20 protein-coding genes are annotated in these 22,649 nt (G+C 43.1%); all 20 read left to right on the top strand.

Translation table 11 applies throughout. The features are described 5' to 3' along the window. Window positions 1-17 precede the first annotated feature (17 nt). The 20 genes from ribF to efpI all read left to right on the top strand — a co-directional run bounded on the left by ribF (window position 18) and on the right by efpI (window position 22,569). Window positions 18-968, top strand: a complete 951-nt coding sequence (ribF, locus tag MKY10_RS12725) for a bifunctional riboflavin kinase/FAD synthetase (protein ID WP_046381029.1) — start codon at window positions 18-20, stop codon at window positions 966-968. A gap of 156 nt (window positions 969-1,124) precedes the next feature. Continuing rightward, on the top strand, window positions 1,125-1,394 hold the full coding sequence (gene rpsO / locus MKY10_RS12720) for a 30S ribosomal protein S15 (RefSeq protein WP_003220957.1): 270 nt from the start codon (window positions 1,125-1,127) through the stop codon (window positions 1,392-1,394). A 172-nt stretch (window positions 1,395-1,566) separates the two neighbouring features. Then, complete coding sequence (gene pnp, locus MKY10_RS12715) at window positions 1,567-3,684, top strand: polyribonucleotide nucleotidyltransferase (RefSeq protein ID WP_046381030.1); 2,118 nt, start codon at window positions 1,567-1,569, stop codon at window positions 3,682-3,684. 116 nt (window positions 3,685-3,800) lie between these two features. Then, window positions 3,801-4,760 carry a polysaccharide deacetylase family protein gene (locus MKY10_RS12710; protein WP_046381031.1) on the top strand — a complete coding sequence of 320 codons (960 nt, stop codon included), beginning with the start codon at window positions 3,801-3,803 and terminating at the stop codon, window positions 4,758-4,760. Between the two features lie 39 nt (window positions 4,761-4,799). Then, window positions 4,800-6,029, top strand: a complete 1,230-nt coding sequence (locus MKY10_RS12705) for a pitrilysin family protein (RefSeq protein WP_003245717.1) — start codon at window positions 4,800-4,802, stop codon at window positions 6,027-6,029. Between the two features lie 77 nt (window positions 6,030-6,106). After that, on the top strand, window positions 6,107-6,364 hold the full coding sequence (locus tag MKY10_RS12700) for a YlmC/YmxH family sporulation protein (protein WP_003231890.1): 258 nt from the start codon (window positions 6,107-6,109) through the stop codon (window positions 6,362-6,364). 185 nt (window positions 6,365-6,549) lie between these two features. Continuing rightward, window positions 6,550-7,443 carry a dipicolinic acid synthetase subunit A gene (dpaA, locus tag MKY10_RS12695; protein WP_003231888.1) on the top strand — a complete coding sequence of 298 codons (894 nt, stop codon included), beginning with the start codon at window positions 6,550-6,552 and terminating at the stop codon, window positions 7,441-7,443. A gap of 2 nt (window positions 7,444-7,445) precedes the next feature. After that, window positions 7,446-8,048 carry a dipicolinate synthase subunit B gene (dpaB, locus tag MKY10_RS12690; RefSeq protein ID WP_046381033.1) on the top strand — a complete coding sequence of 201 codons (603 nt, stop codon included), beginning with the start codon at window positions 7,446-7,448 and terminating at the stop codon, window positions 8,046-8,048. Window positions 8,049-8,173: 125 nt separating this feature from the next. Further along, window positions 8,174-9,214: an aspartate-semialdehyde dehydrogenase gene (gene asd / locus MKY10_RS12685; protein ID WP_046381034.1), complete on the top strand. Its 1,041-nt coding sequence runs from the start codon at window positions 8,174-8,176 to the stop codon at window positions 9,212-9,214. 91 nt (window positions 9,215-9,305) lie between these two features. Further along, entirely contained in the window at window positions 9,306-10,520 is a 1,215-nt protein-coding gene (gene dapG / locus MKY10_RS12680; RefSeq protein ID WP_015483233.1) for an aspartate kinase, read from the top strand. A 30-nt stretch (window positions 10,521-10,550) separates the two neighbouring features. Beyond that, on the top strand, window positions 10,551-11,423 hold the full coding sequence (gene dapA, locus MKY10_RS12675; RefSeq protein ID WP_003245816.1) for a 4-hydroxy-tetrahydrodipicolinate synthase: 873 nt from the start codon (window positions 10,551-10,553) through the stop codon (window positions 11,421-11,423). Window positions 11,424-11,600: 177 nt separating this feature from the next. Continuing rightward, the gene (gene rnjB / locus MKY10_RS12670; protein WP_003231875.1) at window positions 11,601-13,268 is read left to right on the top strand and encodes a ribonuclease J2; all 1,668 of its coding nucleotides are present in this window, start codon (window positions 11,601-11,603) and stop codon (window positions 13,266-13,268) included. Window positions 13,269-13,383: 115 nt separating this feature from the next. Then, entirely contained in the window at window positions 13,384-14,121 is a 738-nt protein-coding gene (gene tepA, locus MKY10_RS12665) for a translocation-enhancing protein TepA (protein ID WP_003245712.1), read from the top strand. Further along, window positions 14,118-14,330, top strand: a complete 213-nt coding sequence (gene tepJ, locus MKY10_RS12660; protein ID WP_003231871.1) for a TepA modulator TepJ — start codon at window positions 14,118-14,120, stop codon at window positions 14,328-14,330. The genes tepA and tepJ overlap by 4 nt, the downstream gene beginning before the upstream one ends. Before the next feature lie 130 nt (window positions 14,331-14,460). After that, window positions 14,461-16,824, top strand: a complete 2,364-nt coding sequence (gene spoIIIE, locus MKY10_RS12655; protein ID WP_046381035.1) for a DNA translocase SpoIIIE — start codon at window positions 14,461-14,463, stop codon at window positions 16,822-16,824. A gap of 143 nt (window positions 16,825-16,967) precedes the next feature. After that, window positions 16,968-17,693 carry a GntR family transcriptional regulator gene (locus MKY10_RS12650; protein WP_003245732.1) on the top strand — a complete coding sequence of 242 codons (726 nt, stop codon included), beginning with the start codon at window positions 16,968-16,970 and terminating at the stop codon, window positions 17,691-17,693. A gap of 138 nt (window positions 17,694-17,831) precedes the next feature. Further along, entirely contained in the window at window positions 17,832-19,043 is a 1,212-nt protein-coding gene (gene bcbE / locus MKY10_RS12645; protein ID WP_031600514.1) for a bacillibactin exporter BcbE, read from the top strand. A gap of 179 nt (window positions 19,044-19,222) precedes the next feature. Next, window positions 19,223-20,503, top strand: coding sequence for a pitrilysin family protein (locus tag MKY10_RS12640; protein WP_015252076.1), 1,281 nt, complete (start codon window positions 19,223-19,225; stop codon window positions 20,501-20,503). Beyond that, window positions 20,500-21,786, top strand: coding sequence for a pitrilysin family protein (locus MKY10_RS12635; protein WP_015252075.1), 1,287 nt, complete (start codon window positions 20,500-20,502; stop codon window positions 21,784-21,786). The genes MKY10_RS12640 and MKY10_RS12635 overlap by 4 nt, the downstream gene beginning before the upstream one ends. Before the next feature lie 54 nt (window positions 21,787-21,840). Continuing rightward, window positions 21,841-22,569 (top strand): EF-P-5 aminopentanone reductase, encoded by a 729-nt coding sequence (gene efpI / locus MKY10_RS12630; protein WP_003244676.1) that lies wholly within the window; start codon window positions 21,841-21,843, stop codon window positions 22,567-22,569. Window positions 22,570-22,649: the final 80 nt, after the last annotated feature.

Genomic DNA, 22,649 nt, shown 5'->3' with positions numbered 1-22,649 from the left:
AAAAAGGTGACCGTTCTGTGAAGACGATACATATTACACATCCTCATCATTTAATAAAAGAGGAGCAGGCAAAATCAGTGATGGCGTTAGGTTATTTTGACGGCGTTCATCTCGGGCATCAAAAGGTAATCGGCACAGCGAAGCAAATAGCCGAAGAAAAAGGTCTGACATTAGCTGTGATGACCTTTCATCCCCATCCTTCTCACGTGTTGGGCAGAGATAAGGAACCAAAGGATCTGATTACGCCTCTTGAAGACAAAATAAACCAAATTGAACAATTAGGCACAGAAGTTCTGTATGTCGTTAAATTTAATGAAGTGTTTGCTTCTCTTTCTCCTAAGCAGTTTATAGACCAGTATATTATCGGCCTTAATGTGCAGCACGCAGTGGCAGGCTTTGACTTTACGTACGGCAAATACGGCAAGGGAACAATGAAGACCATGCCGGATGATTTAGACGGAAAAGCTGGGTGCACAATGGTAGAAAAATTAACGGAGCAGGATAAAAAAATCAGTTCTTCGTATATCCGTACCGCGCTTCAAAACGGAGATGTTGAATTGGCGAATGTCTTGCTTGGACAACCTTATTTTATTAAAGGAATTGTCATTCATGGTGATAAAAGAGGGCGGACCATCGGGTTTCCGACAGCGAATGTCGGTTTAAATAACAGCTATATCGTTCCGCCCACAGGTGTATATGCCGTAAAAGCGGAAGTGAACGGCGAAGTTTACAATGGCGTTTGCAATATTGGCTATAAGCCAACGTTTTATGAAAAGCGCCCTGAACAGCCTTCCATCGAGGTCAATCTGTTTGATTTCGATCAAGAGGTATATGGAGCCGCTATAAAAATCGAATGGTACAAACGGATTCGGAGCGAGCGGAAATTCACTGGCATCAAAGAATTAACTGAGCAAATTGAGAAAGATAAGCAGGAAGCCATCCGTTATTTCAGCAATTTGCGGAAATAACTTGCAACGCACACAAATTTTATTCTAAAATATTTGCATATAGGCGCGATTTTTAGTATGATAGTTTTCGTAGTCTTAAAACCATTGCTTGGCAATCCGAAGTCACCGACGGTTGCTAGGTAACTGGGGCTAAATATGATTTGGAGGTGAAACAGGATGGCAATTACTCAAGAGCGTAAAAACCAACTCATCAATGAGTTCAAAACACACGAATCTGATACTGGATCTCCAGAAGTTCAGATCGCTATCCTAACTGACTCAATTAACAACTTGAACGAGCATTTACGTACTCACAAGAAAGACCACCACTCACGTCGCGGTCTTCTTAAAATGGTAGGTAAGCGTCGTAATCTTCTTACGTATCTGCGTAATAAAGACGTAACTCGTTACCGTGAGTTAATTAACAAACTAGGCTTACGTCGATAATCGTAAAAAGCGGGAGGATTCCCGCTTTTTTATCGTATTAAAGCGAAATTTCTTATAACAAATCATTGAAATCCTTTTACATACTACTTTGACATTGATATGTTCAATTCATTTCGTTCATAATAGGAGTAATTGATTATTTCACACAACGAAGAGAGGAGTTCGTAATTGTATGGGACAAGAAAAACATGTCTTTACCATAGATTGGGCCGGAAGAACGCTTACTGTTGAAACCGGCCAGCTTGCCAAACAGGCAAATGGTGCTGTGATGATCCGCTACGGTGATACAGCAGTACTTAGTACAGCAACCGCTTCAAAAGAACCTAAACCGCTTGATTTCTTCCCTCTTACTGTAAACTATGAAGAAAGATTATATGCGGTAGGGAAAATTCCGGGCGGATTTATTAAAAGAGAAGGACGTCCAAGTGAAAAAGCGGTTCTTGCCAGCCGTTTAATTGACCGTCCGATCCGTCCTTTGTTTGCCGATGGATTCCGTAATGAAGTTCAGGTCATCAGCATTGTCATGAGTGTTGACCAAAACTGCTCTTCAGAAATGGCTGCCATGTTCGGTTCATCTCTTGCACTTTCTGTATCGGATATTCCGTTTGAAGGACCGATTGCAGGGGTTACTGTCGGACGCATTGATGATCAATTTATCATTAACCCGACAGTCGATCAGCTTGAAAAAAGCGATATCAATCTTGTCGTTGCCGGCACGAAAGATGCGATTAACATGGTAGAAGCGGGAGCGGACGAAGTTCCTGAGGAAATCATGCTTGAAGCCATTATGTTCGGCCATAAAGAGATTAAACGCCTGATTGCATTCCAAGAAGAAATTGTTGCAGCAGTCGGCAAAGAGAAATCTGAAATTAAGCTCTTTGAAATTGATGAAGAGCTTAATGAAAAAGTAAAAGCTTTGGCAGAAGAGGATCTGCTGAAAGCCATCCAAGTTCATGAAAAGCATGCCCGTGAAGATGCCATTAACGAAGTGAAGAACGCAGTTGTGGCAAAATTCGAGGATGAAGAACATGATGAAGACACAATCAAGCAAGTGAAGCAGATTTTATCCAAGCTGGTGAAAAATGAAGTTCGCCGCCTGATTACTGAAGAGAAAGTAAGACCGGACGGCCGCGGTGTCGATCAAATCCGCCCGCTCTCTTCAGAGGTTGGCCTCTTGCCAAGAACGCACGGTTCAGGTCTATTTACAAGGGGACAAACTCAGGCCCTCAGCGTATGTACGCTAGGTGCTCTGGGAGATGTGCAAATCCTTGACGGCTTAGGTGTCGAAGAGTCGAAACGGTTTATGCATCATTACAACTTCCCGCAATTCAGCGTTGGGGAAACAGGACCGATGCGCGGACCGGGACGTCGTGAAATCGGACACGGAGCACTGGGTGAGCGTGCGCTTGAGCCAGTTATTCCGTCTGAAAAAGACTTCCCTTATACTGTCCGTCTTGTTTCAGAAGTGCTTGAATCAAACGGTTCTACATCTCAAGCAAGCATTTGTGCAAGCACACTTGCAATGATGGATGCCGGTGTACCGATTAAAGCGCCAGTTGCTGGTATTGCGATGGGTCTTGTCAAATCAGGCGAACATTACACTGTTTTGACTGACATCCAAGGCATGGAAGACGCGCTCGGAGATATGGACTTTAAAGTAGCGGGAACTGAAAAAGGCGTAACGGCCCTGCAAATGGACATTAAAATTGAAGGACTTTCCAGAGAGATTCTTGAAGAAGCGCTTCAGCAGGCGAAAAAGGGCAGAATGGAAATCCTCAACAGCATGCTTGCAACATTAAGCGAATCAAGAAAAGAGCTTTCTCGATATGCGCCTAAGATCTTAACAATGACCATTAATCCTGATAAAATCCGCGATGTCATCGGACCAAGCGGGAAACAAATCAATAAGATCATCGAAGAAACCGGTGTTAAAATTGATATTGAGCAGGACGGCACAATCTTTATTTCCTCTACAGATGAAAGCGGCAACCATAAAGCGAAAAAAATCATCGAAGACCTTGTTAGAGAGGTTGAAGTCGGCCAACTTTACCTAGGTAAAGTGAAACGGATTGAAAAATTCGGGGCTTTCGTTGAAATTTTCAGCGGAAAAGACGGTTTGGTGCACATTTCAGAGCTTGCGCTTGAACGCGTAGGGAAAGTTGAAGATGTTGTAAAAATCGGAGACGAGATTCTTGTCAAAGTCACTGAAATTGATAAACAAGGACGAGTGAATTTATCCCGCAAAGCGGTGCTCCGTGAAGAGAAAGAAAAAGAAGAACAACAATCTTAAATGAAAACATAAAAGGAGCCTGGGAGACCCGGCTTCTTTATTTTGAAGCTTTTCAAAAGCAGGCGGGTTCTACCTTGTCCTTCTCCTTCATAATGTGAGGTGAGGGGGGACAGAACATGCACAAAAAATTTGTACCGTTTGCCGTTTTTTTATTTCTTTTTTTTGTCTCATTTGAGATGATGGAAAATCCGCATGCACTTGATTATATAGGGGCAATGAAAAAAGATACGGTGACTGTCACGGCGTCAAAAGACCCATTATATGAAGAATTGCTTCAAAAAGCGCCGGAGTACGAAGTTAAGCCCCAGAATGCAAGAATTGATAAAGTGTGGAAAAGCATTCCAGGCTACAATGGATTAAAGGTCAATATTGAACAATCATATAAAAAAATGAAAAAGCATGGTGAGTTTCGGGAAAAAGATTTGGTGTACAGTCAAGTAAAACCAAGTGTTCATCTTGAGTCACTTCAGCCTGAGCCTATTTATAAAGGAAATCCTGACAAACCGATGGTGGCTTTTTTAATCAATGTGGCATGGGGAAATGAGTATTTGGAAAAAATGCTCCCTATTCTGCAAAAGCACCAGGTTAAAGCTACGTTCTTTTTAGAAGGCAATTGGGTGAGAAACAATGTACAGCTCGCTAAGAAGATTGCAAAAGACGGACATGAAATCGGAAATCATTCATACAATCATCCGGATATGAGCAAACTGACTACAGGAAGAATTTCCGAGCAGCTCGACAAGACTAATGAACAAATAGAACAAACGATCGGTGTTAAGCCAAAGTGGTTCGCTCCGCCAAGCGGAAGTTTCAGAAAAGCGGTTATCGACATTGCAGCAGAGAAACAGATGGGAACAGTCATGTGGACAGTTGATACAATCGATTGGCAAAAGCCGGCTCCGTCTGTACTTCAGACGAGAGTGTTAAGCAAGATACATAATGGTGCCATGATTTTAATGCATCCGACTGACCCTACGGCGGAAAGTCTTGAAGCGCTGATTACACAGATAAAAGACAAAGGATATGCGCTTGGAACAGTCACTGAACTAATGGATGAAACAAGACTATTGAAGTAACAGATGAAGGCAGCTTGTCTTTGAATAGGAGGAACAAATTTGATTAAACGATATACGTGTCAAAATGGTGTAAGAATTGTGCTGGAAAATAACCCGACAGTCCGTTCTGTTGCGATCGGCGTATGGATCGGCACAGGTTCGAGACATGAAACGCCGGAGATAAACGGAATTTCTCACTTTTTAGAGCACATGTTCTTTAAAGGGACGAGCACAAAATCTGCACGCGAGATAGCAGAATCTTTTGATCGTATTGGCGGCCAGGTCAATGCGTTTACTTCAAAGGAATATACCTGCTACTATGCAAAGGTGCTTGACGAGCATGCGAATTACGCGCTGGACGTATTAGCAGATATGTTCTTTCATTCAACGTTTGATGAAAACGAGCTGAAAAAAGAGAAAAATGTAGTATATGAAGAAATTAAAATGTACGAAGATGCGCCGGACGACATTGTACATGATTTACTGAGCAAAGCCACTTACGGCAATCATTCTTTAGGCTACCCAATTCTAGGCACGGAAGAAACGCTTGCTTCCTTTAACGGTGACTCTCTCAGACAATACATGCATGATTATTATACGCCGGACCGAGTGGTGATTTCGGTAGCGGGCAATATATCTGACAGTTTTATCAAAGATGTAGAAAAATGGTTCGGTTCATACGAGGCGAAGGGCAAAGCGACAGGCCTTGAGAAGCCTGAGTTCCACACGGAAAAACTGACGAGAAAAAAAGAAACAGAGCAGGCTCATTTGTGCCTGGGATTTAAAGGCTTAGAGGTTGGCCATGAACGTATTTATGATTTAATCGTCCTCAACAATGTGCTCGGAGGCAGCATGAGCAGCCGGCTGTTCCAAGATGTGCGTGAAGATAAAGGACTTGCTTATTCTGTTTACAGCTATCACAGCTCATATGAGGACAGCGGAATGCTAACGATTTACGGCGGAACGGGTGCAAATCAGCTTCAGCAGCTGTCGGAAACAATTCAAGAAACCCTTGCCACATTAAAACGTGACGGCATTACCTCGAAAGAACTGGAAAACAGCAAAGAGCAAATGAAGGGAAGCTTAATGCTGAGCTTAGAAAGCACAAACAGCAAAATGAGCCGAAACGGAAAAAATGAACTGCTGCTCGGCAAACATAAAACATTAGATGAAATCATCAATGAATTAAACGCCGTGAACTTAGAGCGTGTTAACGGCCTTGCCAGACAATTGTTTACTGAAGACTATGCATTAGCACTTATCAGCCCTTCCGGCAATATGCCGTCTTAAAAAGGAAAGCCTGCTCCATAATGGAGCAGGCATTTTTTAATCCCTTTCATCATACATAGTACAAGGGGGTGACAGACATGCGGCTCAGTGAATTATCAGGAAAGGAAATTGTAGACATCAAAAGAGCTGAACGGCTCGGAGTGCTCGGCCAGACCGATTTGGAAATCAATGAACAGGATGGACAGATTACAGCACTCCTCATTCCCACAGTTAAGTGGTTTGGTTTGAGAAAGCAAGGTCATGACATTCGTGTCCCATGGCACCATATTCAAAAGATCGGTTCAGATATGATTATATTAGATGTACCTGAGGAAATGCCTCCTCGACAAGAGTAAATAGCCCAATTGACTGTGAAGCGGGCTCTAAAGAAAACATCTGAAACATCGGCTGCCGGAGCCGATGTTTTTTTATATGGAAAAAGCGCATCTTTTATATTCACCGGTATTTCCTTTTGATCATAAGATGAAGGGGAGCTTAACAACTAGAGATCCAGTATATACAAAGAAGGTGAACGTTTAGAATGTTAACCGGATTGAAAATTGCAGTTATTGGCGGTGACGCAAGACAGCTCGAAATTATAAGAAAGCTCACTGAACAGCAGGCTGACATCTATCTTGTCGGTTTTGACCAATTGGATCACGGTTTTACCGGGGCAGTAAAATGCAATATTGATGAAATTCCTTTTCAGCAAATAGACAGCATCATTCTTCCAGTATCCGCGACAACAGGAGAAGGTGTCGTATCGACTGTATTTTCGAATGAAGAAGTTGTGTTAAAACAGGACCATCTTGACAGAACGCCTGCACATTGTGTCATTTTCTCAGGAATTTCTAACGCCTATTTAGAAAACATTGCAGCTCAGGCAAAAAGAAAACTTGTTAAGCTGTTTGAGCGGGATGACATTGCGATATACAACTCTATTCCGACAGTAGAAGGAACGATCATGCTGGCTATTCAGCACACGGATTATACGATACACGGATCACAGGTGGCCGTTCTCGGTCTGGGGCGCACCGGGATGACGATTGCCCGTACATTTGCCGCGCTCGGAGCGAATGTAAAAGTGGGGGCAAGAAGTTCAGCGCATCTGGCACGTATCACTGAAATGGGGCTCGTTCCTTTTCATACCGATGAGCTGAAAGAGCATGTAAAAGATATAGATATTTGCATTAATACCATACCGAGTATGATTTTAAATCAAACGGTACTTTCTAGCATGACACCAAAAACCTTAATATTGGATCTGGCCTCACGTCCCGGGGGAACGGATTTTAAATATGCCGAGAAACAAGGGATTAAAGCACTTCTTGCTCCCGGGCTTCCAGGGATTGTCGCTCCTAAAACAGCTGGGCAAATCCTTGCAAACGTCTTGAGCAAGCTTTTGGCTGAAATACAAGCTGAGGAGGGGAAATAAGGATGTCGTCATTAAAAGGAAAAAGAATCGGGTTTGGGCTGACCGGGTCGCATTGCACATATGAAGTGGTTTTCCCGCAAATTGAGGCGTTGGTCAACGAAGGAGCTGAAGTCCGTCCGGTTGTCACATTTAATGTGAAATCCACAAATACCCGATTTGGAGAGGGCGCAGAATGGGTTAAAAAAATTGAAGACCTGACTGGATATGAGGCCATTGATTCGATTGTAAAGGCAGAACCTCTTGGGCCGAAGCTGCCCCTTGACTGCATGGTCATTGCGCCTTTAACAGGCAATTCAATGAGCAAGCTGGCAAATGCCATGACGGACAGCCCGGTGCTGATGGCGGCAAAAGCGACAATCCGAAACAATCGGCCTGTCGTTCTGGGTATCTCGACAAATGATGCTCTTGGTTTAAACGGAACAAATTTAATGAGGCTCATGTCAACAAAAAATATCTTTTTTATTCCATTCGGGCAAGACGATCCCTTTAAAAAACCGAATTCAATGGTAGCCAAAATGGATCTGCTACCGCAAACGATTGAAAAGGCACTCATGCACCAGCAGCTTCAGCCGATTCTAGTTGAGAATTATCAGGGAAATGACTAAATTTACAGAAAATCTTTCCCAAACTAAAAAATTCGGTCATCACCTGCATATTCTATGGTAAAATAAAACGTAAAATCATAGTCAAATCAATTCAATGAAGCTGATTGGCGGAAGGAGTTTTACAGATGGGAAGAGGTTTACACGTAGCTGTTGTCGGAGCGACAGGGGCTGTGGGACAACAAATGCTTAAAACACTTGAAGACAGAAACTTTGAAATGGACACACTTACATTGCTATCTTCAAAACGCTCTGCGGGGACAAAAGTCACGTTTAAAGGCCGAGAGCTGACTGTTCAGGAAGCTTCTCCTGAGAGCTTTGAAGGGGTAAATATTGCTTTGTTCAGCGCCGGCGGAAGCGTATCACAAGCATTGGCACCAGAAGCTGTAAAACGCGGCGCTATTGTTATAGATAATACGAGCGCGTTCCGCATGGATGAAAATACACCGCTTGTTGTGCCAGAAGTGAATGAGGCAGACTTGCATGAACACAATGGCATTATTGCCAATCCAAACTGCTCTACAATCCAAATGGTTGCGGCACTTGAACCGATCCGCAAAGCATATGGCTTAAACAAAGTCATCGTATCAACTTACCAGGCAGTATCAGGAGCGGGTAATGAAGCTGTAAAAGAGCTTTACAGCCAAACACAGGCGATTTTAAATAAAGAAGAAATAGAGCCTGAGATCATGCCTGTAAAAGGTGACAAAAAACACTATCAAATCGCCTTCAACGCGATTCCGCAAATCGATAAATTCCAAGATAACGGCTATACGTTTGAGGAAATGAAAATGATAAATGAAACGAAAAAAATCATGCACATGCCTGACCTTCAAGTAGCGGCTACATGTGTGAGACTGCCAATCCAAACTGGACACTCAGAGTCCGTCTACATCGAAATAGACCGTGATGACGCTACAGTTGAAGATATTAAAAATCTATTGCAAGAAGCTCCGGGCGTGACACTTCAGGATGATCCAAGCCAGCAGCTTTATCCGATGCCTGCTGATGCTGTCGGCAAAAACGACGTGTTTGTAGGCCGCATCCGCAAAGACTTGGACAGAGCAAACGGTTTTCATTTATGGGTTGTTTCTGATAACCTATTAAAAGGCGCGGCATGGAACTCTGTTCAAATTGCAGAAAGCCTGAAAAAACTAAACCTCGTATAAAAGAGAGAATTTTCTAAAGACGAATAGAAGAGAGTAAGGCGCTATCAGCCTGCTCTCTTCTGTTACGTCCGAATAATTTGGAGTGAAAACAGTGAAGATAATTGTTCAAAAGTTCGGCGGAACATCAGTAAAAGATGATAAAGGCCGCAAACTGGCTTTAGGGCATATTAAAGAAGCAATCAGTGAAGGATATAAGGTTGTCGTTGTCGTTTCAGCGATGGGCCGAAAAGGAGACCCGTATGCAACAGATTCTTTGCTCGGGCTGCTTTACGGCGATCAGTCAGCGATTTCTCCTAGGGAGCAGGATTTGCTTTTATCTTGCGGAGAGACTATTTCCTCTGTCGTCTTTACAAGCATGCTGCTTGATAACGGTGTGAAAGCAGCTGCGCTGACAGGGGCTCAGGCTGGCTTTTTAACGAATGATCAGCATACCAATGCGAAAATCATTGAAATGAAACCGGAGCGTTTATTCAGTGTGCTCGCCAATCATGATGCGGTAGTCGTCGCAGGCTTCCAGGGCGCAACTGAAAAGGGTGATACAACAACAATCGGCAGAGGGGGCAGCGATACGTCTGCAGCCGCACTCGGAGCAGCTGTTGATGCGGAATACATCGATATTTTCACCGATGTAGAAGGCGTGATGACTGCTGACCCAAGAGTGGTGGAAAATGCAAAACCGCTTCCTGTTGTGACGTATACAGAAATCTGCAACCTGGCGTATCAGGGGGCCAAGGTCATTCATCCGCGTGCGGTGGAAATCGCAATGCAGGCCAAGGTTCCGATCCGCGTCCGTTCGACTTATTCGAATGATAAAGGTACATTGGTGACATCACATCACTCTTCCAAGGTCGGCAGTGATGTTTTTGAAAGGCTGATTACGGGAATCGCCCATGTCAAAGATGTCACGCAGTTCAAAGTGCCTGCGAAAATCGGCCAGTATAACGTTCAGACTGAAGTGTTCAAGGCTATGGCAAATGCTGGAATCAGTGTCGATTTCTTTAACATTACACCTAGTGAAATCGTCTATACGGTAGCCGGAAATAAAACAGAAACAGCTCAGCGTATTTTAATGGATATGGGCTATGATCCAATGGTGACGAGAAACTGCGCGAAGGTATCGGCGGTCGGCGCGGGCATTATGGGTGTTCCCGGTGTTACGTCCAAAATTGTATCGGCTCTTTCAGAAAAAGAAATTCCGATCCTTCAGTCGGCTGACAGCCATACGACGATATGGGTGCTCGTCCATGAAGCGGATATGGTTCCTGCTGTAAACGCTTTGCATGAAGTGTTTGAACTTTCGAAGTAAATGTGATTGAATCATGATGAGGTGAATAAAATGAATTTCGGAAATGTGTCTACAGCGATGATTACACCCTTTGACAATAAAGGGAACGTAGACTTTCAAAAACTGTCTACACTGATTGATTACTTGTTGAAAAACGGAACGGATTCTTTAGTAGTAGCGGGAACAACTGGAGAATCTCCGACCCTTTCAACTGAAGAAAAAATTGCGCTTTTTGAATATACGGTAAAAGAAGTAAACGGACGGGTGCCCGTTATCGCTGGTACTGGAAGCAACAACACGAAAGATTCCATTAAGCTGACAAAAAAAGCTGAGGAAGCGGGCGTGGACGCTGTTATGCTTGTTACCCCGTATTACAATAAACCTTCTCAAGAAGGAATGTACCAGCATTTTAAAGCAATTGCGGCAGAGACATCTCTTCCGGTTATGCTCTATAATGTTCCTGGCCGTACGGTTGCTTCTCTTGCTCCTGAAACGACGATCCGTTTGGCGGCAGACATTCCGAATGTGGTTGCGATTAAAGAAGCGAGCGGAGACCTCGAAGCGATTACAAAAATTATTGCTGAAACACCTGAAGACTTCTATGTCTATTCAGGGGATGACGCTCTGACGCTTCCAATTCTTTCAGTTGGAGGAAGAGGAGTTGTATCAGTGGCGAGCCATATTGCAGGCACTGATATGCAGCAAATGATCAAAAATTATACGAATGGGCAAACAGCTAATGCGGCACTGATCCATCAGAAACTGCTGCCGATTATGAAGGAACTGTTTAAAGCGCCTAATCCTGCTCCAGTCAAAACAGCGCTTCAGCTGAGAGGTCTTGATGTCGGTTCTGTGCGTCTGCCTCTAGTCCCGTTAACTGAGGATGAACGTCTGAGCTTAAGCAGCACGATCAGCGAACTGTAAGAAAATTTCATACAGTGAAACAAACGCGGTCATTCTCACATTCAGCTGAGTTTGACCGTTTCTTTTACATATTGGTTTTCCCTAAACCTTCTGCTTTATCTTGTTTTCTAAATTTACTTTCAGTTATAATAGGAACAAGTGATGATGGACGGGTATGAGACTAGGAGGATATAGATTTTGAAAAAGAAAAATACAGAAAACGTTAGAATTATCGCCCTTGGCGGTGTCGGAGAGATTGGGAAGAACCTTTATGTCATTGAAATTGACTCAGACATATTTGTCGTTGATGCCGGCCTTATGCATCCAGAAAACGAAATGCTCGGTATTGATGTAGTGATTCCTGACATATCATATTTGATTGAACGGGCTGACCGCGTCAAGGCAATCTTTTTAACGCACGGGCACGATGAAAATATCGGCGGCGTTTTTTACTTATTAAACAAGCTGTCCGTTCCAGTGTACGGAACAAAACTGACGCTTGCACTGTTAAGAGAGAAATTAAAACAATATGGACATAACCGAAAAACTGATTTAAGAGAAATTCACTCCAAATCTGTCATTACATTTGAATCAACAAAAGTATCGTTCTTTAGAACGATTCACAGCATTCCTGATTCTGTAGGTGTGAGCTTTAAAACATCACTTGGATCTATTGTATGCACGGGAGACTTCAAATTTGACCAAACACCTGCACTTAATCAGACGTGCGACATTGGCGAGATCGCCAAGATCGGCAATAGCGGCGTGCTCGCTCTGCTTTCTGACAGTGCAAATGCGGAACGGCCGGGTTACACCCCTTCAGAAGCGGCTGTCAGCGGAGAAATTTCGGATGCGCTGTATAATTCACAGAACCGGGTGATTATTGCTGTTTTCGCATCCAATATTAACCGGATTCAGCAAGTCATTCATGCAGCGGCTCAAAATGGCAGAAAGATTGCCGTAGCCGGAAAAAATCTTCAATCTGTCCTGCAGCTCGCGAGAAAGTTAGGATACATTGAAGCAGATGATGAATTGTTTATTTCTGTACAGGATGTCAAAAAATATCCGAAGCGCGAAGTGGCCATTATTACAGCCGGAAGCCAAGGTGAACCATTAGCTGCTTTGACAAGAATGGCAAACAAAGCTCACAAACAGCTGAACATTGAAGAAGGGGATACGGTGGTCATTGCGTCAACTCCGATTCCCGGGCAGGAACTCATTTACTCTAAAACAGTAGATCTTCTTGCAAGAGCCGGTGCACAAGTCATCTTTGCCCAAAAGCGTGTTCATGTATCAGGCCACGGCTCACAAGAAGAGTTAAAGCTGATGATCAACCTGCTTAAACCAAAATATTTGATTCCTGTAAACGGCGAATACAGAATGCAAAAAGCTCATTCAAAAATCGCTGAAGAAACCGGCATGAAGCGCAGTGACATCTTCTTAATTGAAAAAGGAGACGTTGTTGAATTCCGCGGCCAAAACGTAAAAATTGGGGATAAAGTTCCTTACGGCAATATTTTAATTGATGGTTTAGGTGTCGGTGATATCGGCAATATCGTATTGAGAGACCGCCGCTTGCTTTCACAGGACGGAATTTTAATCGTTGTCATTACACTTGATAAACAAAAGAAACATCTTGTATCAGGACCAGAAATTATCACTCGCGGCTTTGTTTATGTAAGAGAGTCTGAAGGTCTTATCGTACAGGCTACTGAGCTTGTCCGGTCTATCGTGACAGAAGCGACTGAAACATCAAATGTCGAATGGTCAACGCTGAAGCAGGCAATGCGGGATGCTTTGAACCAATTCCTTTATGAAAAAACGAAACGTAAACCGATGATCATCCCAATTATTATGGAAGTATAATGACTGACTAAAGGCCGGAGCTGCTCCGGTCTTTATTTTTTGTCCTTCAAGCCGGGATTGAATGAAGTATCTTTGTTCATAATACAAAGAGAAACTCGGAAAGGATGAAAGCGAGATGGATCATCGTATGGAAAACACAGAAGAAGAGCGTCCTGAAAAAAATGATGCGAAGGACAGCATTATGAATAAAATACAGCAGCTTGGTGAAACGACGCTTCCTCAGCTGCCCCAAGATACAAATATTCATTGTCTGACCATTATCGGACAAATTGAAGGCCATGTTCAGCTTCCTCCGCAAAACAAAACAACAAAATATGAACATGTCATCCCGCAGATTGTGGCAATTGAACAAAATCCCAAAATTGAAGGCTTGCTGATCATATTAAATACTGTCGGAGGAGATGTTGAAGCTGGTCTTGCCATAGCGGAAATGCTTGCATCTTTATCGAAACCGACCGTTTCTATCGTGCTTGGCGGGGGGCATTCAATCGGCGTTCCGATTGCTGTATCCTGTGATTACAGCTATATCGCCGAAACAGCAACGATGACGATTCATCCAGTTAGGCTCACCGGGCTGGTCATCGGGGTGCCGCAAACGTTTGAATACCTGGATAAGATGCAAGAAAGAGTTGTTAAATTTGTGACAAGCCATTCCAATATAACCGAAGAGAAGTTTAAAGAGCTAATGTTTTCAAAAGGAAACTTAACACGCGATATCGGAACAAATGTAGTCGGTAAGGATGCAGTTAAATACGGATTGATCGATCACGCAGGCGGTGTCGGACAGGCAATCAATAAACTGAATGAGCTCATCGATGAAGCAAGGAAAGAAGAAGGACGGATGATTCAATGATTCTTTATACCGTGATGCCGCAGGAAATTGTGTTTGCAGAACAGAACCAAGAGACAAGCGCACATGAGCAAATTGAATATAAAGGTGTACCGCTTCTAGTCGAAATGAAAGGGAATGAAGCGGAAGTCATTCAAATCATGAGCACCAATCCAATGCATTTTCTGCATCCGGACATTTCACCGGGACAAAAGCTGAAATTAAACGTATAAGAATCCAACCCTTTTTTAAGGGCAAAATATGCTATAATAGGGGAATCCTACAGAAAAAACGCAGCCTGTAAACGGCTGCTTTCTTCATTATGTATGAACTTACATTTTTTAACGCAGTAAGGTGATGAGTGTGGCAAAGAAAAAACGAAAATCAAGAAAAAAACAGGCGAAACAGCTCAATATAAAATACGAGCTCAACGGATTGCTGTGTATAGCCATTTCAATTATCGCAATCTTGCAGCTGGGGGTAGTCGGGCAAACGTTTATCTATTTGTTCCGCTTTTTTGCTGGAGAGTGGTTTATTTTATGCTTGTTAGGTTTATTGGCGTTAGGAGTCTCGCTGTTTTGGAAGAAGAAAACCCCAAGCCTTTTAACGAGACGAAAGGCCGGGTTGTACTGTATCATCGCAAGCATATTGCTGCTTTCTCATGTGCAGCTATTTAAAAATTTGACGCACAAAGGGTCTATTGAGTCCGCAAGCGTGGTGCGCAATACGTGGGAATTGTTTTTAATGGACATGAATGGCAGCTCTGCTTCACCTGATTTAGGCGGAGGGATGATCGGTGCGCTGCTGTTTGCGGCTTCACACTTTTTGTTTGCGTCGACTGGTTCTCAGATCATGGCGATTGTCATGATTTTGATCGGAATGATCTTAGTCACAGGACGCTCACTGCAAGAAACACTAAAAAAGTGGATGAGCCCGATTGGACGTTTTATAAAAGAGCAATGGTTAGCATTTATTGATGATATGAAATCCTTCAAATCAAATATGCAGTCATCGAAAAAAACGAAAGCACCGAGCAAAAAACAAAAACCGGCCCGCAAAAAACAGCAAATGGAACCGGAGCCTCCTGATGAAGAGGGGGATTATGAAACAGTATCGCCTCTTATTCATTCAGAGCCGATTATCTCAAGCTTTTCTGATCGTAATGAAGAGGAAGAGTCTCCAGTTATAGAAAAGCGCGCCGAACCTGTGTCGAAGCCGCTTCAGGACATCCAACCGGAGACAGGTGATCAGGAAACTGTTTCTGCTCCTCCTATGACCTTTACAGAGCTCGAAAATAAGGATTACGAGATGCCGTCACTGGATTTGCTGGCAGATCCGAAGCATACCGGCCAGCAGGCTGATAAAAAGAATATTTATGAAAATGCGAGAAAGCTTGAACGCACATTCCAAAGCTTTGGCGTAAAGGCGAAAGTCACACAGGTTCATCTCGGACCGGCCGTAACAAAATATGAAGTATATCCTGATGTCGGAGTGAAGGTTAGCAAAATTGTCAATTTAAGCGATGATTTAGCGCTTGCGCTTGCTGCGAAGGATATCAGGATCGAAGCGCCTATACCAGGCAAATCAGCAATCGGAATTGAAGTTCCAAACGCAGAAGTGGCAATGGTTTCGCTGAAAGAAGTGCTGGAGTCTAAATTGAATGACAGACCGGATGCGAAGCTGTTAATTGGACTCGGCCGCAATATTTCAGGTGAAGCTGTATTGGCTGAGTTAAACAAGATGCCCCACCTTTTGGTCGCAGGCGCAACCGGTAGCGGGAAAAGTGTCTGTGTCAACGGCATTATTACAAGTATTTTAATGCGGGCGAAACCGCATGAAGTGAAAATGATGATGATCGATCCTAAAATGGTAGAGCTAAATGTCTACAACGGGATTCCGCATTTGCTTGCTCCTGTTGTAACCGATCCGAAAAAAGCGTCGCAGGCTTTGAAAAAGGTTGTCAATGAAATGGAGCGGCGGTACGAATTATTTTCTCATACGGGTACAAGAAATATTGAAGGATACAATGATTATATAAAACGCGCCAACAATGAAGAAGGAGCGAAACAGCCAGAGCTGCCTTATATTGTTGTCATTGTGGACGAGCTAGCCGATCTCATGATGGTCGCTTCATCTGATGTGGAAGATTCGATTACGAGATTGTCCCAAATGGCGCGGGCTGCCGGCATCCATCTTATTATTGCGACACAGCGGCCATCGGTGGATGTTATCACAGGGGTGATCAAAGCGAACATTCCGTCACGAATCGCGTTCAGCGTATCTTCACAGACGGATTCAAGGACCATTCTTGACATGGGTGGCGCTGAGAAGCTTCTTGGCCGCGGCGATATGCTGTTTTTACCTGTAGGGGCTAACAAACCTGTCCGTGTGCAGGGAGCATTTTTGTCGGATGACGAAGTGGAGAAGGTCGTCGACCATGTGATTACGCAGCAGAAAGCGCAATATCAAGAAGAAATGATTCCTGAGGAGACGACGGAAACTCATTCCGAGGTTACTGATGAACTTTATGATGAAGCTGTTGAATTAATCGTCGGCATGCAGACGGCATCTGTTTCAATGCTGCAAAGAAGATTCAGAATCGGCTATACGAGAGCGGCGCGCCTGATTGACGCAATGGAGGAACGCGGTGTTGTCGGACCGTATGAAGGCAGCAAACCTAGGGAAGTATTATTATCAAAAGAGAAATATGATGAGCTCTCTTCTTAATGAAGGGAGTTCCGCTTTCTATAGTTGTCAATAATAACATTATGTAAACTGATCACCTTTCTATTTATTTTTTCGACAAAACATGATATAGTTGTCCCAATTGTTCAATAATTTTTATCGAAAGTGGTTTACGGAGGGGAAACATGTCTACAAAAGCTGATAATCGGCACTTGTATTTGAAAGTAATTGAACGAATTAAAGAGGATATAAAAAATGGGATCTACACTGAGAAGGAAAAGCTGCCTTCTGAATTTGAGCTTTCCAAAAAGCTTGGTGTCAGCAGAGCGACGCTAAGAGAAGCCTTGCGGATACTGGAAGAAGAGCATGTGATTATCAGAAGGCATGGTGTAGGCACTTTTGTCCATTCTAAGCCGTTATTTCTTTCGGGCATTGAACAGCTGAACAGTGTAACCAAGATGATAGAACAGGCGAATATGACCCCTGGCACGATTTTTCTATCATCACAAGTGCTTATGCCGTCTGAAGATGATACGAAGAGATTTCATTTGGCAGAAGGGCAAGAACTTTTTTACCTTGAACGAGTCAGGACAGCTGACGGACAGCCGATTGTGTATTGTATAGACAAAATTCCGATGAATATTTTGCCGAATTCTTTTTCTCATCAGCAAGAATCTATGTTTGACCTGCTTGAGAAAAATTCAGGCTCCGTAATCAGCTATGCAGTAACTGATATAGAACCGATCGGCTATCACGATACCATTTCTCCAGTGCTTGAATGCGATCCGGAAACAGCTCTTTTGCTGTTAAAACAAACCCATTACGATCAGCACGATAAACCGGTGCTTTATTCTTTAAATTATTTTAGAGCGGATAAATTCAGATTTCATGTTTTGCGTAAACGATTCTAAAAACGGACGCCTGTATGTGTCTGTTTTTTTATTTGCACTGATTCATGTTTCTTTGTACATACTTTCATTCCGGTTAACGCAATATATAAGGGATGACAAGAAAGTGAATGGGTGAAAATGTTGAGAGAGAAAAATGGAATGAAAAATATTATTGCATTGTCTTCTGTCCCGCTTGTGATGACACTCGGGAACTCCATGCTGATTCCTGTTCTTCCGATGATGGAGAAAAAGCTGTCTGTGACTTCATTTCAAGTATCTTTAATCATTACTGTATATTCAGTAGTAGCAATTATTTGCATTCCGATTGCCGGATATTTGTCGGATCGTTTCGGGAGAAAAAAAATATTGCTTCCATGCCTCCTCATTGCAGGATTGGGGGGAGCCGTAGCTGCTTTTGCCTCGACCTATATGAAAAATCCTTATGCTATGATCTTGGCGGGGCGGGTTCTTCAAGGCATTGGTTCTGCAGGTGCCGCTCCAATTGTCATGCCGTTTATCGGCGACCTGTTTAAAGGAGACGATGAAAAGGTCAGCGCGGGTCTTGGCGATATTGAAACCGCTAACACGTCAGGGAAGGTACTGAGTCCCATACTTGGAGCCTTACTGGCTTCTTGGTATTGGTTTGTACCATTTTGGTTTATTCCGTTTTTCTGTTTGATCAGCTTTTTGCTCGTATTGTTTTTGGTGGCCAAGCCTGAAGAAGATGAAGATGCGCCTGCTGTTTCTGAGTTTATTAAGAGTGTGAAGAAAATCTTTAAACAGGATGGTCGCTGGCTTTATACGGTCTTCATTATCGGGTGTGTCATTATGTTTTTGTTATTTGGCGTATTATTTTATTTATCAGATACGCTGGAGAACAAGTATGCTATTGACGGAGTAGCTAAAGGCGGATTACTGGCAATCCCACTTTTGTTTTTGTCAACCAGTTCTTTTATAGCTGGCAAAAAGATCGGTAAAGATAAAGGCCGAATGAAATTTTGCGTTGTTACAGGAATGATTCTGTTAACCCTTTCGTTTATTGCCTTGTGGTGGAACCACAGTTTTTATTTTTTATTTGTCTTTTTAAGCTTTGGCGGGATTGGGATTGGAATGGCTCTTCCTGCTTTAGATGCATTGATAACCGAAGGGATTGAAAGTGAACAATGCGGAACCATTTCCTCCTTCTACAATAGCATGCGCTTTATAGGAGTAGCTCTCGGTCCACCTGTTTTTGCTGCATTAATGTCTAATGCAAACTGGATTATTTTCATACTCTCGGCGTTTTGCAGCATCGTTTCTTTATTTTTAGTGCTCTTTACTGTAGATGCTAAAAAAAGTGAAGAAGAAGAAAAAAACTTAGGGACGGTCTAGCCAGCCGTCTTTTTTTGCGCTTCCTTGCACAGTTTACAACTGTACCTATACAGCATGCGGAGGTTATTGTTTCCTTATAAATCCTACAGTTGCTATAATTACATGAAAGAGTGTTTCTGCGGATGCTGAAAATTGGTCATAATACATACTAATTAAGAAATGAACGAAGGAGGTTCCATATGTCATATGTTAATGAACTCAAATCAAAGCACGGCGGTTTAACCGCACACATTGTAGAAACAGAAAAATTCAAAACCGTCTCGCTTATTTTTAAGATGCTTGCGCCGCTGACAAAGGACCAAGTCACCAAAAGAGCGCTTCTCCCGCATGTGCTTCTTCGCGGAACGAAAAGCCATCCGAAAACCGCAGAATTGCGTTCATATTTGGATGAGCTGTACGGCACGTCAGTATCGGCTGATCTTACGAAAAAAGGAGAGCGGCACGTCATTACGTTCAGGCTTGAAATTCCGAATGAAAAATATTTAAAAGACCAAACGCCGCTACTTGAGAAAGGGCTCCAGCTTCTCGCAGAAATCGTCTTTTCACCTGCTTTGGAGGGAGACGCTTTTCAGTCACAATATGTGGCTCAAGAAAAACGGACGCTTAAGCAAAGAATCCAAGCCGTCTATGATGATAAAATGCGCTATTCGAATTTAAGGCTGATACAGGAAATGTGCAAAAATGAGCCTTACGCGCTTCATGTCAATGGTGAAATCGACGATGTCGATGACATTACGACAGAGCAATTATACGAAACATACCAAAGCGCTATCCAAAAAGACCAGCTTGATTTATATGTAGTTGGCGATGTGGACAGTAACCAGGTACATTCGGCAATTGATAAGTATTTCAAAACAGAAGAGCGAACTCTTGGCACGATTGAAAACAATCACGCTGATGAAAAAGTTCAGCCAAAAGAAGTAATTGATGAAGAGGATGTCAAGCAAGGAAAACTGAATATCGGCTACCGCACCAGCATCACTTATACAGATCAGGATTATCCTGCTTTACAAGTGTTTAACGGATTGTTCGGCGGATTCTCTCATTCTAAACTTTTCATTAATGTTCGGGAAAAAGCCAGTCTTGCTTACTACGCGGCTTCCCGTATAGAAAGTTTTAAAGGCTTGTTAATGGTGATGTCAGGCATTGAAGTAAAAAATTATGAACAGGCTGTTTCGATTATTGCTGAGCAATTCCAGGCAATGAAAAATGGCGATTTCAGTGAGCAGGATATAGCACAGACAAAGGCCGTCATTCGAAATCAAGTGCTGGAAACGATTGATACAGCATACGGTTTATCTGAGTTTTTATATCAGCAGGCCGCTGCTCAAGTCGAGATTCCTATCGAAGACTTTCTTGCCAATATTGAGAATGTCACAAAAGAGGATATCATTAAAGCCGGCGAAAAGATTCAGCTTGATACGACTTATTTCTTAAAAGGGACGGAGGGTGCATCTTGATCAAACCAATCGAATATGAACAGCTTCAGGAGACGCTGTATCATGAAAAAATGTCCAACGGCCTCGATGTTTACGTTTTGCCGAAAAAAGGCTTCAACAAGACATATGCGGTCTTTACAACAAAGTACGGCTCGATAGATAACCGGTTTGTCCCTTTAGGTAAAAACGAGATGGTTCACGTGCCGGACGGGATTGCTCACTTTCTTGAGCACAAGCTGTTTGAGAAAGCGGACGGAGACGTTTTTCAAGATTTCAGCAAACAGGGAGCTTCTGCCAATGCGTTTACGTCATTTACAAGAACGGCTTACCTTTTCTCAAGCACATCAAATGTTGAACGCAATTTAGAGACGCTTATCGATTTCGTACAGGACCCATATTTTACTGAAAAAACGGTTGAAAAAGAAAAAGGGATTATCGGGCAGGAGATTAATATGTACGACGATAACCCTGATTGGAGGCTTTACTTCGGGGTCATTGAAAACATGTACAAAGAGCATCCTGTCAGAATTGACATAGCGGGAACAGTGGAAAGCATTTCACATATTACAAAAGACCTTCTTTATGAATGCTATGAAACGTTTTATCACCCGAGTAACATGCTCCTTTTCATTGTCGGACCTGTAGATCCTGAAGCGATTATTTCTCAGGTAAGAGAAAACCAGGAGAAAAAGCCGTATACCGATCAGCCGGAGATCAAACGAGAAGAAGTGAAAGAGCAAGAAGCGGTTTTCCGAAAAGAAAAAGAGATCAAAATGAACGTGCAGGGACCGAAATGTCTTGTCGGGCTGAAATCCAAAAAGCCGTTTAAATTAGGCAAAGAGCTCTTAAAGCATGAACTTTCAATGAACTTATTGCTTGAAGCTCTTTTTGGCAAAAGCTCTGCCCAGTATGAATCACTTTATGAAAAAGGATATATTGACGAAACGTTCAGCTTTGACTTTACTGCTGAATATGGGTTTGGTTTTGCGGCGATCGGCGGAGATACGCCTGAGCCTGATCAATTGGCTGAAGACATTTCAAGCATGCTTTTGCGCGCCGGTGAACTGATTACTGCTGAAAAGATTGAACTTGCCAGAAAGAAAAAGATTGGTACATTCTTAAAAGCGCTGAATTCCCCTGAATACATCGCCAATCAATTTACCCGTTATGCGTTCTTGGATATGAGTTTGTTTGACGTTGTAACGGTACTCGAGCAGATTACCCTCGAGGATGTCCAGAACGTAATACAAGAGGAAATTGCTGCAGACAGACTGACTGTCTGCAAGGTTGTTCCTAAATCATAAACAAAACATCCCTCCAGTGTGAGGGGTGTTTTTCTGCGGAAAGAAGGAAAGAGGATGAACAAAACAGCACTAATCACCGGAGCAAGCGGCGGCATTGGCAAAAGCATCAGCGAAACCCTTGCAGCTAGAGGATACAATCTGCTGCTGCATTACAATACAAATCAAAACGCGGCAGCGGAGCTTGCTGAAAAACTAAGTCAGATGTTTGGCGTAAATGCGGAGATATTACAAGCTGACCTGTCCGCGCAAGATGGAGCAGATAAGCTGACAAGTTCAATTGTTCAGCCGATTGATGCGATTGTTTTAAACAGCGGACGAAGCCATTTTGGGCTGATTACGGATGTAGATAACGCAACGGTCCAGGAAATGGTTCAGCTTCATGTGGCGAGTCCGTATATGCTGACGAGAAACCTTCTGCCAGGCATGATTCGGAATAAATCGGGAGCGATTGTGGCTGTCAGCTCGATTTGGGGAGAGACTGGAGCATCCTGTGAAGTGCTGTACAGCATGGCAAAAGGAGCTCAGCATTCATTTGTAAAAGGATTGGCTAAGGAGCTGGCGCCAAGCGGAATCAGAGTAAACGCCGTAGCGCCAGGTGCAGTTGATACAAATATGATGAATCAATTTACCCCGGCTGAAAAAGAAGAGATCGCTGATGAGATTCCGATCGGCCGGCTGGCCCGGCCGCAAGAAATTGCGGATGCAACAGCTTTTCTCCTGTCTGAAAAAGCGTCATATATCACCGGCCAAATTCTGTCGGTGAATGGCGGCTGGCACTGCTGATCCGAAAATATTCGGTGTATAGTTTCTTTTGCGAAGGACACAATAATCTTGTAACTTCACATGAAATGGAGGAAACAAGC

The sequence above is a fragment of the Bacillus sp. FSL P4-0290 genome (assembly GCF_037975435.1).
In the GTDB taxonomy this organism is placed as follows: Bacteria; Bacillota; Bacilli; order Bacillales; family Bacillaceae; genus Bacillus; species Bacillus subtilis.
The sequence above is the reverse complement of the archived record's forward strand: the minus strand, read 5'-3'. Positions and strand labels throughout refer to the sequence as shown.

What these genes read in the sequence shown, in the direction of transcription:
- dpaB (WP_046381033.1), top strand. Translation starts at nt 7,446, where the DNA reads ATGTCGTCATTAAAAGGAAAAAGAATCGGGTTTGGGCTGACCGGGTCG.
- tepJ (WP_003231871.1), top strand. Translation starts at nt 14,118, where the DNA reads ATGATTCTTTATACCGTGATGCCGCAGGAAATTGTGTTTGCAGAACAG.
- MKY10_RS12700 (WP_003231890.1), top strand. Translation starts at nt 6,107, where the DNA reads ATGCGGCTCAGTGAATTATCAGGAAAGGAAATTGTAGACATCAAAAGA.
- pnp (WP_046381030.1), top strand. Translation starts at nt 1,567, where the DNA reads ATGGGACAAGAAAAACATGTCTTTACCATAGATTGGGCCGGAAGAACG.
- MKY10_RS12650 (WP_003245732.1), top strand. Translation starts at nt 16,968, where the DNA reads ATGTCTACAAAAGCTGATAATCGGCACTTGTATTTGAAAGTAATTGAA.
- dpaA (WP_003231888.1), top strand. Translation starts at nt 6,550, where the DNA reads ATGTTAACCGGATTGAAAATTGCAGTTATTGGCGGTGACGCAAGACAG.
- dapA (WP_003245816.1), top strand. Translation starts at nt 10,551, where the DNA reads ATGAATTTCGGAAATGTGTCTACAGCGATGATTACACCCTTTGACAAT.
- tepA (WP_003245712.1), top strand. Translation starts at nt 13,384, where the DNA reads ATGGATCATCGTATGGAAAACACAGAAGAAGAGCGTCCTGAAAAAAAT.
- rpsO (WP_003220957.1), top strand. Translation starts at nt 1,125, where the DNA reads ATGGCAATTACTCAAGAGCGTAAAAACCAACTCATCAATGAGTTCAAA.
- bcbE (WP_031600514.1), top strand. Translation starts at nt 17,832, where the DNA reads ATGAAAAATATTATTGCATTGTCTTCTGTCCCGCTTGTGATGACACTC.
- efpI (WP_003244676.1), top strand. Translation starts at nt 21,841, where the DNA reads ATGAACAAAACAGCACTAATCACCGGAGCAAGCGGCGGCATTGGCAAA.
- MKY10_RS12710 (WP_046381031.1), top strand. Translation starts at nt 3,801, where the DNA reads ATGCACAAAAAATTTGTACCGTTTGCCGTTTTTTTATTTCTTTTTTTT.
- MKY10_RS12640 (WP_015252076.1), top strand. Translation starts at nt 19,223, where the DNA reads ATGTCATATGTTAATGAACTCAAATCAAAGCACGGCGGTTTAACCGCA.
- asd (WP_046381034.1), top strand. Translation starts at nt 8,174, where the DNA reads ATGGGAAGAGGTTTACACGTAGCTGTTGTCGGAGCGACAGGGGCTGTG.